The organism is Streptomyces sp. NPDC001380 (assembly GCF_042895785.1).
Lineage (GTDB): Bacteria > Actinomycetota > Actinomycetes > Streptomycetales > Streptomycetaceae > Peterkaempfera.
This window is the reverse complement of sequence record NZ_JBIAWP010000002.1, coordinates 20,391-32,744: the sequence shown is the minus strand read 5'-3', so window position 1 is coordinate 32,744 and position 12,354 is coordinate 20,391. Positions and strand designations below refer to the sequence as shown.

Below are 12,354 nucleotides of genomic sequence, written 5' to 3'. Positions count from 1 at the left end.
GCGAGGACGTGCGGTTCGTGCGGATGGGCATCGGCGCGGGCATGGTCCCGTACGAGGAGGCGTGGGAGGAGCAGCGCAGGCTGCACGCCCTGCGCGTCGCGGACGAGATCCCCGACACCGTGCTGCTGCTGGAGCACCCGCCCGTCTTCACCGCCGGACGCCGCACCAACCCCGAGGACTACCCGCTGGACGGCACCCCCGTGGTGCAGGTGGACCGCGGCGGCGAGATCACCTGGCACGGCCCCGGGCAGCTGGTCGGCTACCCGATCGTGCGGCTGCCGGAGCCGATGGACGTGGTCGCGTACGTCCGGCGCCTGGAGGAGGCCCTGATCCGCTCCTGCGCCGAGTTCGGCCTGGACACGACCCGGGTGGAGGGCCGCAGCGGGGTGTGGGTGCTGGGCGAGGAGATCCCCGGCGCGGCGCCCGACCCGGACCGGCAGGTGGACGTGGGCGGGCTGACCCTGCGGATGGGCCTGAAGGCGGGCCTGGACCCGCGGCTGGCCGGGCCCGAGTACGCGCCCTCCAACGCCGGGCAGCGCGGCGACGACCGCAAGCTGGCCGCGATCGGGGTGCGGGTGGCGCGCGGGGTGACCATGCACGGCTTCGCGCTCAACTGCGACCCGGACATGGGCTGGTTCGACCGGATCGTGCCCTGCGGCATCCGGGACGCCGGCGTGGGGTCGCTCAGCACCGAGCTGGGGCGGGACTTCACGGTCGCGGAGGCGCTGCCCGTGGTGGAGCGGCACCTGGGGGACGTCCTGGCGGAGATGTCCGCGCCGGTCGGCGCGGCCTGATCCGCCCCGCGGGTCCGACCGGGCCTGCGATTGCGGGCCACCCGGCCTGCGGGAACCGCACAACCCCAGGCGTACCCTGGGTGTGTCGCACAGAAGACGAGTTAGGGAGCCGCACGTGTCCGCTGTCGCACCCGACGGCCGGAAGCTGCTTCGCCTGGAGGTCCGCAACAGCGAGACCCCCATCGAGCGGAAGCCCGAGTGGATCAAGACCCGGGCGAAGATGGGCCCCGAGTACACCGGCCTGCAGGCACTGGTGAAGCGCGAGGGCCTGCACACCGTCTGCCAGGAGGCGGGCTGTCCCAACATCTTCGAGTGCTGGGAGGACCGCGAGGCGACCTTCCTCATCGGCGGCGACCAGTGCACCCGGCGCTGCGACTTCTGCCAGATCGACACCGGCAAGCCCGCGGAGTTCGACCGCGACGAGCCGCGCCGGGTGGCCGAGTCCATCCTCACCATGGACCTCAACTACGCCACGATCACCGGCGTCGCCCGCGACGACCTGGAGGACGGCGGCGCCTGGCTGTACGCGGAGACCGTGCGCCAGGTGCACGCGATGACCGCCGGCCGCGAGGGCGGCCGGACCGGCGTCGAGCTGCTCGTCCCGGACTTCAACGCGGTGCCGGAGCAGCTGGCCGAGGTCTTCTCCTCCCGGCCGGAGGTGCTGGCGCACAACGTCGAGACGGTCCCGCGGATCTTCAAGCGCATCCGCCCCGCCTTCCGGTACGAGCGCTCGCTGTCGGTGATCACCCAGGCCCGCGCGGCCGGGCTGGTGACCAAGTCGAACCTCATCCTGGGCATGGGCGAGACCCGCGAGGAGGTCAGCCAGGCCCTGCAGGACCTGCACGACGCGGGCTGCGAGCTGATCACGATCACCCAGTACCTGCGGCCGACCGTGCGGCACCACCCCGTCGAGCGCTGGGTGAAGCCGCAGGAGTTCGTGGAGCTCCAGGAGGAGGCCGAGGAGATCGGCTTCGCCGGGGTCATGTCCGGCCCGCTCGTCCGTTCGTCGTACCGCGCCGGACGGCTGTACCGGCAGGCGCTGGAGCGCCGGGCGCAGCACGCGGACGCCTGAGCTGCGGCGTCTCCCCGGGAGGCCCCCGGAGGCGCCGGCGACGGCCGGAGTGAGGCTTTCATCGCGGTTTGACGCTCCGGTCACCGACTGGTAACACGATGTGGTGACCCTGGACCGGTGACCGCGCCGCCGCCCGCCCGCGCACCGGCGGCGGGCGGCGCGTGCGGGACGCCCGTTCGGGGCGAGGACACGACCCTACGAGGGGAGTTGCTCACCATGCAGGTCGGCACCGTCGTACCTGGAGCTGCCGGTATCAACGGCTTCGTCACCGCGCTGCGGATGGCCGAGTCGGTGCTGTTCTCGGGCGGCCAGCAGGTCGCCCGCCGCAACGCCTGGGACGCGGTCTGCGAGAACCGCCGCCAGGCCGCGGACCGGGCGGAGACCGCCACCGTGCTCGGCGCCCTGGCGGCCGCCCGCACGGACACGGCGCAGGACGCCTCCGTGCTGCGCTGAGGCCCGCCGCGGGGCACCGCGCGGCCGCGCCCGCGCACCCCGTGCCCCGGCAGCCGGGCCCCGCGCCCGGGGAGCCGGGCCGCGGCGGTCAGGCCGTCCCGGCCGGGTCGCCCTCGTCCCCGCGGGTCGCCCGTGCCGGCCCGCGCCCCGCGGGCCGGAGCACCGCACCCGCGCCGGACCGGACCGGATCCGCCCGGAACGGACACGGTCGCGTTCCGGATCTGCCGGATCGGGGACCGGGCTTGGGCATCAGCAGCCACGGCCCCGTAGCATTGCCCTCATGGCGAGGGAAGAATCCGAGAACTCCGGACGGCTGAAGCAGATCCGTCTGGCCTACCAGATGACCAAGCGGGTGGACACCCGGATCGGTCTGATCATCGCCGGCGTCGGCATCATCACCTTCGGCGTGTTCCTCGCCATCGGCCTGTTGATCGACCACCCGGTCTACCTGGGCATCCTGGGCTTCGTGCTGGCGTTCCTGGCGATGGCGGTCGTCTTCGGCCGGCGCGCCGAGCGGGCCGCCTTCGGGCAGATGGAGGGCCAGCCGGGAGCGGCCGCGGCCGTGCTGAACAACATGCGCCGCGGCTGGAGCACCAGCCCGACCCCGGTGGCCGTCACCCGCAACCAGGACGCCGTGTACCGTGCGGTCGGCCGCCCCGGCATCGCGCTGATCGGCGAGGGCAACCCCAACCGGATCCGCCCCCTGCTGGCGGCCGAGAAGCGCAAGATGGCGCGGGTCGTCGGCGACGTGCCGGTCCACGACGTGATCGTGGGCGACGGCGAGGGCGAGGTCCCGCTCAAGAAGCTCCAGGTCCACCTGATGCGCCTGCCGCGCGCCATCACGCCCGGCCAGGTCACCGAGATCAACGACCGGCTGCGGGCGATGGGCGACCTGCTCTCCAAGGCGCCGGTGCCCAAGGGCCCGCTGCCGCGCAACGCGCGGATGCCCAAGGGCGGCCGGATGCGCTGAGCGGCCGGCGCGCCGCTCCGGGGACAGCAGGCGGCCCCGCCGCGGAACCCCTCAGGGGGACCGCGGCGGGGCCGCCTCCGTGTGCGGGGGCCGCTCTCCCGGTCAGGGGCGCCGTGCGGAGGCGCCGCCCCGCGAAGGCGCGGCGGGTCCGGAACGCGGCTCCCGGGCACCCCTCCGGTGCGGGGCCACGGGCCGGTACCGGGCGGGGCCGGGCCCGGGGCGTGCCGGACCAGCACGTGGCGGGCCGGGACGTGCCCGGCCTGTGCGTGCCGGACAGGGCCGTCAGATGCGGACCTCGACCGTCCCCAGCGCCTTGTCGTGGAGCCCACGGCTGTCCCGGTCCCAGACCAGCGCCGGCACGAGCAGGACGAGCAGCAGGCTGCGGCCGAACGCCTGGACCAGCGTCGCCCGGCCGCCGTCGAGCCGGACCACGCGGAGCCCGAAGAGCCGCTTGCCGAGGGTGGAGCCGGCCGTGCCGATCAGCACCGTGCTCATGAGGAGGAAGAGGGGGGTCGTCCAGAGGTTGGCCTGGGCGGCGTCGCCGCGGGTGATCAGCCCGTACGCGATCAGGCCGCAGAGCCAGCCGTCGACGAGGAGGGCGCCGATCCGGCGGCCCAGCGGGGCGATCGAGCCCGGGCCGTGCTCGGGCAGGCCGAGCCGTTCGCCGCGGTAGCCGAAGTCGGCGCCCATCCGCTCGGCGGCGGCCCTGGGGCCGTCGATCCAGGAACCGAGTGCTTCTCTGCTGTCCACGCCTCCACAGTAACCGGGCGGCCCCCGGCGGTCGCCCCTGGGTCCTTGACATTCCGGACGGCCTGCCGGTAAGGGCGGGACGGCGCGCCGGAACGGGTGAAGAATTGGTCCAGACCACTTGCGCGCGGGGGCACCGCCCCGACCGCCCCCCACCCCGCGAAACCCCCGGAACCACGCAGGTCCGGCAAGGCGCCCGCGAGGGCGGTTAACATCCGCGAAACAGACGAGTCATGCTTGAGAAACGGCTCCTTCCTATCGTTGCCGCAACGCGGCCGGTCGGGACGAGCGGCCCGTTCACGCGAAACTCCTGGCGTTCCCGCCGGGCCGAGGAGGATGGATGTTCAACAACGCCGACGAGGTGTCGCGCTACATCTCGGACAACGACGTCAAGTTCGTCGATGTCAGGTTCTGCGACCTGCCGGGCGTCATGCAGCACTTCACGGTGCCGGCCGCTTCGTTCGACCCCGCCGAGCAGCTGATGTTCGACGGCTCGTCGATCCGCGGCTTCCAGGCCATCCACGAGTCCGACATGGCCCTGGTGCCGGACCTGAGCACCGCCCGCGTGGACCCGTTCCGCAAGGACTCCACCCTCAACATCAACTTCTTCATCCACGACCCGATCACCGGCGAGCAGTACAGCCGCGACCCGCGGAACGTGGCCAAGAAGGCCGAGGCGTACCTCGCCTCCTCCGGCATCGCCGACACCGCGTACTTCGGCCCCGAGGCCGAGTTCTACGTCTTCGACAGCGTCCGCTTCGAGACGAAGTCGAACGAGGCGTTCTACCACATCGACTCCGAGGCAGGCGCCTGGAACACCGGCGCCCTCGAGGACAACCGCGGCTACAAGGTCCGCTACAAGGGCGGCTACTTCCCGGCCCCGCCGGTCGACCACTTCGCCGACCTCCGCGCCGAGATGTCGCTGGAGCTCGCCAAGGCCGGCCTCGAGGTCGAGCGCCAGCACCACGAGGTGGGCACCGCCGGCCAGGCCGAGATCAACTACAAGTTCAACAGCCTGCTGGCCTCGGCCGACGACCTGATGCTGTTCAAGTACATCATCAAGAACGTCGCCTGGCGGAACGGCAAGACCGCCACCTTCATGCCGAAGCCGATCTTCGGCGACAACGGCTCGGGCATGCACGTCCACCAGTCGCTGTGGTCCGACGGCTCCCCGCTCTTCTACGACGAGCAGGGCTACGCGGGCCTCTCCGACACCGCCCGCTACTACATCGGCGGCCTGCTCAAGCACGCCCCGTCGCTGCTGGCCTTCACCAACCCGACGGTGAACTCCTACCACCGCCTGGTCCCCGGCTTCGAGGCCCCGGTCAACCTGGTGTACTCGCAGCGCAACCGCTCCGCGGCGATCCGCATCCCGATCACCGGGTCGAACGCCAAGGCCAAGCGCATCGAGTTCCGCGCCCCGGACCCGTCCTCCAACCCGTACCTGGCCTTCTCGGCCATGCTGCTGGCCGGCCTGGACGGCATCAAGAACAAGATCGAGCCGCTGGAGCCGGTCGACAAGGACCTCTACGAGCTCGCCCCCGACGAGCACGCCGCGGTCCCGCAGGTCCCCGCCTCCCTCCCGGCCGTCCTCGACGCCCTGGAGGCCGACCACGAGTACCTGCTCGCGGGCGGCGTCTTCACCCCGGACCTCATCGAGACCTGGATCGACTTCAAGCGCACCCAGGAGGTCGCCCCGATCCAGCTGCGGCCGCACCCGCACGAGTTCGAGCTCTACTTCGACATCTGAGACCGCCACGGGTCAGGGCGGGTGACCGCCCTCCTGCGCCGTCTTTGGGCCGTCCGTGGGCCGTCGAACGTGCCGATGCCCCCGCCGGGAACACCTTCCGGCGGGGGCGTCGTCGTCCGCCGGGCGGCTCCGCCACCCGCCCCTCCGGCAGGGCTTGAGCGACCGGGTCAGGCAACGGCACGTCTCGCAGCCTGCGGCCCTTCGGCGGAGCGAACACCGGCTCGGCGCCGACGATCCGCACCGGACGAACGACGTGGACCACTCCCTCAAGGCGCTCGCCTCGCTCCTGTCCTCGCCCCGCTCCGGCGGCGGCCCGCTCCGCGCCGCGAGGCGGGAGAGGGTGAGCAGGCCAGCCGGTGGCCGAGGCGGGCGCCGGCACAATCGTCAGGCACCTCCCCGGTCCGGGACCCGCGTAGGGCACGACCAGGGAGCCGATCGGGATGGACACGGGCAGGCAGGAGCCAGCCCGATGAGCGGCCGGCGTACGGCCCCTGATCTTGCTCGACCCCAGCCCGCACAGGCCACCGCCCAAAACCGCTCCACCGGCCTTGGGCAGCCCGCAACCGCCTACGGGGTGACGGCCAGGACTTCTGGAGGACGTGGGCGGCCGAGGCGCAGAAAAGGTAGTTGCCTCGCGCCCTCGAAAAGAGTGCGCGAGCCGACCATTGACCGCCCTAGGGTGCCCACCATGGCTTACCTGTCGTTACTACGGGCTCCCCACGTCGCTCGTCCGCTGATCGGCAGTTGGGTCGGGCGCCTTCCCCCTGCGATGGCCGCCCTCACCATCCCGCTGGCCCTGCGCAAGGCCGGGGCGAGCTACGGATTCGTGGGCACGGCCGCCGGCACCTTCGCCATCGCCGCAGCCATCGGCGCACCGCTGCTGGGACGGGCGGTCGACCGTTGGGGACAAGCCAGAGTGTTGGCCCCCACCGCTGTCCTGGCCGGGGCGGGATTCATCACCGTCGCTCTGGCTCCCAGCCACAGACTCCCGGTTCTGGTGGGGACGGCCCTCGCGGGTGCCATGACCCCACCCCTGGAGCCCTGCCTGCGAGTCCTGTGGCACGACATCGCCCCTCAGGACCGGTTGGAGTCCGCCTACGCCCTGGACTCCATCGCACAAGAGTTTGTCTTCGTCGCCGGACCTCTGGTGGTGACCGCCTGCGTCGCTGCCCGATCACCCACACTCGCGCTGCTCGCCCAGGCGCTGCTGGGCATGCTCGGGGTCGTCGTGGTCGCCACCGCCGCGCCCTCTCGGCACTGGAAGGCCTCCCCCCACGCCAGCCACTGGCTCGGCCCCTTGCGCAGTCCTCCCCTGGTCGCTCTGCTCGCCGCCCTCGCCGGAACCGGCTTTGCCATCGGCACCCTCAACGTCCTGGTGGTCTCCTACGCCGAACACTGGCCAACGCCCGGCGGAGCGCCCGTCCTGCTCACCCTGAACGCCGGCGGCTCACTGGTCGGCGCTCTGGTCTACGGCGCACGCAGCCGGCCCGGAACGCCCGCTACCCGGGCAGTCCTCGCAGAAGGCGCCTCTCCGCGGCGCACGCAGAACGGGGTGAGGCTCCCGAGATCGCTCTACCGCCGATGCGTAACCGAGGCGCCTGGGCCGCCTTTGGGCCGTACGAGGCGGACCATGGCTGACCGGCGGCGACAGACAGCGCCTACGTCGCCGCAGGCCGGAGGCCGAGCGGGTCGAGACCGTGCAGGTGGATCACAAGGCCGGTCAGTTCCAGGGCAACTGATGGCGGCGTGCCGGTGCGAGGTGACCGCAGTCCGTCAGAGCAGTGCTCAGGACTTGTGGATCGGCGCCCCGGGAGCGCACGAAGAGCGCACCTTCCCGGGTGATTGACCGACGTCCACGTGCGGGCCCACGGGGTGCACCCCAAGGTCCGCCTCGGCCAGGCCCACTCCTGCGTCCTGGCCCTGCTCGGAGTGCGCCTGGACGGCACCAAGGAGCTGATCGCCCTGGCCGAGGGGCTGCGGGAGTCCACCGAGTCGTGGGCCGACCTGCTGCGCGACTGCCGCCGCCGCGGCATGCGCGACCCCGAACTCGTCGTCGGCGACGGTGCGACGGGCCTGTGGAAGGCCCTGGCCGAGGTGTTCCCTGCCGCCCGGCATCAGCGCTGGGTCCACAAGGCCCGAAATGTCACGGCCGCCCTGCCGAAGTCAGCACCGCCGGGCGCGACGAAGGCGATGCAGGAGGTCCACAACGCCGAAAACCGCGCGCATGCCGAGAAGGCGATCGATGCATCCGCGAAGACCTACGGCGCCAAGTTCCCCAAGGCCGTCGCGGAGATCGCCGACGACCGGGAGGAGCTGCCGGCCTTCTACGACTTCCCGGCCGAGCACTGGGTCCACTTGCGGACCACGAATCCCCTCGAGTCGGCCTTCTCCACCGTCAAGCTCCGCACCGAGGCCACCCGCGGCGCCGGCAGCCCCGCCTTCGAACCGTGGGCCGGGCGCACCCTCCCGAATCATCGGGTGATGGTCACCGAGCAGGCCCGCGTTGCAGCGCCTCCAGCCCATCGAGGATGGCCCGAAGGCCGGTCTGGAAAGTGCCGCCGGGCGCCGCGCCGTAGTCGGCACTGTGGGTGTCCAGGCGGGCGCGCAGCCGAGGGAAATGTGCGGCGATCTCGCGGGCCTCGGCCTGGGCGTCGCCGATGGCCTGCTCGGCGCTGCTGCCTTCGCGCCGCAGTTTGCGGGCGAGTGAGGCTGTTGCGGCCGGGCCGAGGGCGTTGCCGAGGACGAAGGTGAAGACGGCGGCCGCGGCCTGGTCGGCTGCGGGACCGGCGAATCCCGCGGCTTCGCAGATGGCGAGGAGGTGGTCGTCGTGGCGGGCCTTGCCGGGGCCGAACATGAGGAAGGAGCCAAAGGCCTGCAGCAGCCACGGGTGGCGGGTGAGCATCGCGTACAGGTCGCCGGCCATGACGGTGGCCGCCGTGCGCCAGCCGACCTCGTCCGGGTCGGGCAGCGCGATGTCGTGCCACAGCTGGTCGCCGGCGAGAGCGATGAGGTTGTCCTTGCTGCCCACGTGCCAGTAGACCGCGGTGGCCGCCGAGCCCAGCCGCTGGCCCAGCGCCCGCATGCTCAGGCCCTCCAGCCCTTCGGCGTCCAGCAGTGCGATGGCGGCGGTGAGGATCTGTTCGCGCGTCAGTGTGTTGCGGGGCATGGATGCACGATAGCCCTCGACTTGCACGCCGTTCAAGAAGACTCTTGCACAGTGTTCAAGTCATTCGCTAGCCTCCGCTTGACCAGGGTGCAAGTCGCCGCGACGCCCGAGACGCCGTGCGAGAACCACACCGATCGAGGGGGAATCGAGATGTCACACGATGCGCTGGCGGAGTTCGTCGAGGGGAAGGCCGAGGAGCTCGGCATCCCGGGTGCAGCGGTGGGAGTCCGTGCGGACGGACGGGAGCTGACCGTCTGCCACGGCGTGACGAGCATCGACAACCCGCTGCCCGTCGACCGGGACACACTCTTCGTACTGGGCTCGGTCACCAAGACCTGCACGGCGACCGCGATCATGCGCCTGGTCGAGCAGGGCCGGGTCGAGCTGGAGGCGCCAGTGCGCCGCTACGTTCCCGAACTCCGGCTCCCCGATGAGGACGCGGCCGCGCAGATCACCATCCTGAACCTGCTCAACCACACCGCCGGGCTGGATACCCGGATGGTCTTCGACAGCGGGGACGGAGACGACGCGCTGGCCCGCGAGGTGGCCAGGATGGCCGAGGTGCCGCTGATCGGCCCGGTCGGCGGCCGCGCCTCCTACAGCCAGCTCGGCTACAACCTGCTCGGCCGGGTCGTTGAGAACGCCACCGGCGAGACCTACGAGGCCGCTGTCACCTCGCTCGTCCTGGAACAGGCCGGCATGGCGGACAGCGTCTTCACCGCCGGGCAGGCCATCACCCGCCGGTTCGCCGTGGGCCACAACCTCAGCGAAGGAGCGCTCAAGGTCGCCCGAACATGGAAGGACACACGCGGCAACAACCCGGGCGGCGGCCTGGTGTCCTCGGTCTCCGACCAATTGCGCTGGGCCCGGTTCCACCTCGGCGGCAGTGACCTGGCGAGGCGCATGCAGGAGCCGACGGTGGAGCTGCACGGCTCCACGCTCGGCGACGCCATCGGCCTCGGCTGGTTCCTGCGCGACGTGGACGGCGTGCGCACCGTCGGGCACGGCGGATCGACCAACGGCCAGTTCGCCGATCTGCTGCTGGTACCGGAGCGGGACTTCGCCGTCGTGGCGGCGTCCAATGCCGGGCCCGACAACGGGTTGGAGTTCAACCAGGCCGTGCTCCGCTGGGTGCTCGAACACCACCTCGGCGTGGTCGAGCGGGAGCCCGAGCCGCTCCCGTACGACCCGCAGCGCGCCCGGGAGATCACCGGGCACTACGAGAACGAACTCATGACGCTGATCATCGACACCGACGGCGACACGATGACGGTCGAATGCCGGATCAAGCCGGAGATCCGCGCGGCGGCCGGCAGGGAGCTGCCGGCGGACCTGCCGCCGGCCGGCCTCGGCCTGCTCCCTGGGAACGGCGACGAGTACATCGTCACCGGCGGCGGCCTGATCGGCCAGCGCGGTTTCCTCACCCGCGATGCCGACGGCGTCATCATCGGGGCCGACATGGCCGGACGGTTCTTCAACCGGGTCTCCTCGACACCCTCGGAGTGACACCTGGGGAACCCCCGGAGAGCACCGCAGGCGAGGCCGGCACAGCTTCACCCAGGTCCACGGCATTTGACAATTGCCCAGTCCGTCAGAGGGGGGGATCGTGCGGGGTCGGGTCCAGTTCGGGAAGCACGCATCGCGGCCATGGTCGAGGAAGCCCGACCGATGTGGGGCGACACCCGGGACGCAGACGCATTGCAGCAGCACCTGAAGGACCATGGCTGCAACGGCATGGAGGCGGTGCTTGTCACCATGCACCTGCTCGACTGCGGCCTCGGCGAAGCTCAGCGTGCGTTCTTCCTCGCCCCGTGCCGTGAGGCCGAGCGGGAGTTCCACAACCAGGCTGTGGACCTGCCCGCCCGGTGGGCTGACAGCGACGGCTGACAGCAACGTCCCCGGACAGCGGCGGATCGCAGCGCACCTCCACGGAGACCCGGCCCAGGGGGCGAGCAGCAAGATCTGACCGGATGGCATCCGCCAGGATCACTGAGGCTTTTCCCACCTCGGCCTGACGTCGCCAGGTGGAGGGCGAGGACGGCCCTGACCGGGTCGGTGCTGCGGGTGGTGCTGCAGCGGAGCTTGCGCAGGAGCCGCCCGGACTCCAGGGTGGCCGTCGCCTGTTCGCCGACCGCGCGGATCCTGGCGTGGGAGACTCCCCCAGCCTTCGGCCGGGGGTGCCCCCATCGGCCTTCTGGCCCGCGGAGAGCTTCTCCCAGCGGCTGCGGCAGGGGACGCGCACCGTGCCGCAGGCGCTCTGGTACCCCTTGTCGGACCAGCAGCGCACATCGGCCTCGGCCGGGGTGTCGATGATGCCGTGGGTGCGGGCGGCCTTGATGGCGTGGACCGCGCCGGGCAGGGCGGGCGAGGCCCACAGCAGCCCGGCTGGGGGCACCTCCCGGCCGTCAGGCTGGGGGAGGGTCGGCGATGACCTGCACGTTCATGCCGTGCTTCTTGTGCTTGCCGGAGTGGTACGGCCGGTCGGCGGCGATCGCCCCCAGCCCTCGGCCGGGAGGTCCCCCGGTCGAGGGGCAGCAGGGTGCCGTCGAGGATGACGAACGCCTTGCGTGCGGCGATGGCCATTGCCTCGGCGAGGTCCGGGGTCCGGCGCATCCGCGCAGCAGTCGGGCACCCGTCCTGGCCGGTGGTCCCGGGAGGACCGCCGGGCACCGCGAGGGTTCCATGCCCTGCTCACCCTTCGGCTTCCGCCGAAAGGGGTGACACCCCCGTGCAGACGTGCCACGATGACTTTACTTGAACTTTGCGAACGGGAGTTCGATTCAAGTGTGACGCCTTCACGGGCAGACAAGGGGAAACGCATGCGATCCTCGGCACGATCCAGGTGGGCCAAGGCCGCCGCCGTCGGCCTCACGACGGCCGCCGCGGGCCTCCTGGGACCGGTCCAACCCGCCGCGGCAGGCAGCTCCTGCACCATCGTGTGCTCCGAGACCGTGAACCAGAGCAGCTACAGCGCGACCGCGGTCCGCGACTGGACCTGCAGCAGCGGCAGCACCGGCACCGCCAGCACCGGGTGTGTCTCCCTGACGTACACCAAGTCCCTCGCCCCCTGGACGCAGACCCCTGCCGGACAGGACTGGGACGCCTTCCGCGTCGACGCGGGCTGGTGCTACAAGGTCCAGTTCACCGACCTGGTCCACAGCTGGACGACGTCCTACAACCGGTCGGGGCTGAGCGCCGTGTACGTCAAGGTGTCGAACGACGCCACCGCGTACATCAAGGCTCAGAAGTACGGCTCCTGCCCCTGACAGGCCGTCACGCGTCGTGCAGCCCCCGGAGGCCCTCGATGGCGGGGCACCTTCCGTGCCCCGCCACCGACGCACACTCCTGAGGTCGCCCCGCCGAACGGACGCCCCGTCGGACACACCGTCCGGCGGGGCTCGG

11 protein-coding genes and 2 pseudogenes are annotated in these 12,354 nt (G+C 71.8%); 10 read left to right on the top strand and 3 right to left on the bottom strand.

All coding sequences use genetic code 11. From position 1 onward, the window contains the following. Window positions 1-23: 23 nt before the first annotated feature. From lipB to ACFY07_RS02905, 4 genes are all read left to right on the top strand, one after another. Window positions 24-794, top strand: a complete 771-nt coding sequence (gene lipB / locus ACFY07_RS02920; protein ID WP_230648385.1) for a lipoyl(octanoyl) transferase LipB — start codon at window positions 24-26, stop codon at window positions 792-794. A 115-nt stretch (window positions 795-909) separates the two neighbouring features. Continuing rightward, window positions 910-1,866 carry a lipoyl synthase gene (gene lipA / locus ACFY07_RS02915; protein WP_230648293.1) on the top strand — a complete coding sequence of 319 codons (957 nt, stop codon included), beginning with the start codon at window positions 910-912 and terminating at the stop codon, window positions 1,864-1,866. A gap of 216 nt (window positions 1,867-2,082) precedes the next feature. Beyond that, on the top strand, window positions 2,083-2,319 hold the full coding sequence (locus ACFY07_RS02910) for a hypothetical protein (RefSeq protein WP_390867094.1): 237 nt from the start codon (window positions 2,083-2,085) through the stop codon (window positions 2,317-2,319). A 280-nt stretch (window positions 2,320-2,599) separates the two neighbouring features. After that, the gene (locus ACFY07_RS02905; RefSeq protein WP_230648295.1) at window positions 2,600-3,289 is read left to right on the top strand and encodes a DUF4191 domain-containing protein; all 690 of its coding nucleotides are present in this window, start codon (window positions 2,600-2,602) and stop codon (window positions 3,287-3,289) included. A gap of 282 nt (window positions 3,290-3,571) precedes the next feature. Here ACFY07_RS02905 and ACFY07_RS02900 read toward each other — a convergent pair whose 3' ends face one another. Next, on the bottom strand, window positions 3,572-4,039 hold the full coding sequence (locus ACFY07_RS02900; RefSeq protein WP_390867092.1) for an RDD family protein: 468 nt from the start codon (window positions 4,037-4,039) through the stop codon (window positions 3,572-3,574). Window positions 4,040-4,376: 337 nt separating this feature from the next. On the opposite strand from ACFY07_RS02900, the gene glnA reads away from it, so the two are divergent. The 3 genes and pseudogenes from glnA to ACFY07_RS02885 form a co-directional block, all read left to right on the top strand. Then, window positions 4,377-5,786: a type I glutamate--ammonia ligase gene (glnA, locus tag ACFY07_RS02895; RefSeq protein ID WP_230648297.1), complete on the top strand. Its 1,410-nt coding sequence runs from the start codon at window positions 4,377-4,379 to the stop codon at window positions 5,784-5,786. A 469-nt stretch (window positions 5,787-6,255) separates the two neighbouring features. Continuing rightward, window positions 6,256-7,632, top strand: coding sequence for an MFS transporter (locus ACFY07_RS02890; protein ID WP_390867091.1), 1,377 nt, complete (start codon window positions 6,256-6,258; stop codon window positions 7,630-7,632). A gap of 23 nt (window positions 7,633-7,655) precedes the next feature. Continuing rightward, a pseudogene (locus tag ACFY07_RS02885) lies at window positions 7,656-8,225 on the top strand (transposase); the annotation flags it as partial. A gap of 46 nt (window positions 8,226-8,271) precedes the next feature. Here ACFY07_RS02885 and ACFY07_RS02880 read toward each other — a convergent pair. Next, complete coding sequence (locus tag ACFY07_RS02880) at window positions 8,272-8,952, bottom strand: TetR/AcrR family transcriptional regulator (protein ID WP_390867090.1); 681 nt, start codon at window positions 8,950-8,952, stop codon at window positions 8,272-8,274. A 150-nt stretch (window positions 8,953-9,102) separates the two neighbouring features. Between ACFY07_RS02880 and ACFY07_RS02875 the strand changes: the two genes are divergently transcribed. Both ACFY07_RS02875 and ACFY07_RS02870 read left to right on the top strand, forming a co-directional pair. Further along, window positions 9,103-10,458, top strand: coding sequence for a serine hydrolase domain-containing protein (locus ACFY07_RS02875; protein WP_390867089.1), 1,356 nt, complete (start codon window positions 9,103-9,105; stop codon window positions 10,456-10,458). Window positions 10,459-10,599: 141 nt separating this feature from the next. Then, window positions 10,600-10,839: a hypothetical protein gene (locus tag ACFY07_RS02870; RefSeq protein ID WP_390867425.1), complete on the top strand. Its 240-nt coding sequence runs from the start codon at window positions 10,600-10,602 to the stop codon at window positions 10,837-10,839. A 125-nt stretch (window positions 10,840-10,964) separates the two neighbouring features. Here ACFY07_RS02870 and ACFY07_RS02865 read toward each other — a convergent pair. Next, window positions 10,965-11,553: pseudogene (locus tag ACFY07_RS02865) on the bottom strand (hypothetical protein); the annotation flags it as partial. Between the two features lie 218 nt (window positions 11,554-11,771). Here ACFY07_RS02865 and ACFY07_RS02860 point away from each other — a divergent pair. After that, on the top strand, window positions 11,772-12,218 hold the full coding sequence (locus ACFY07_RS02860; RefSeq protein ID WP_390867424.1) for a hypothetical protein: 447 nt from the start codon (window positions 11,772-11,774) through the stop codon (window positions 12,216-12,218). Window positions 12,219-12,354: the final 136 nt, after the last annotated feature.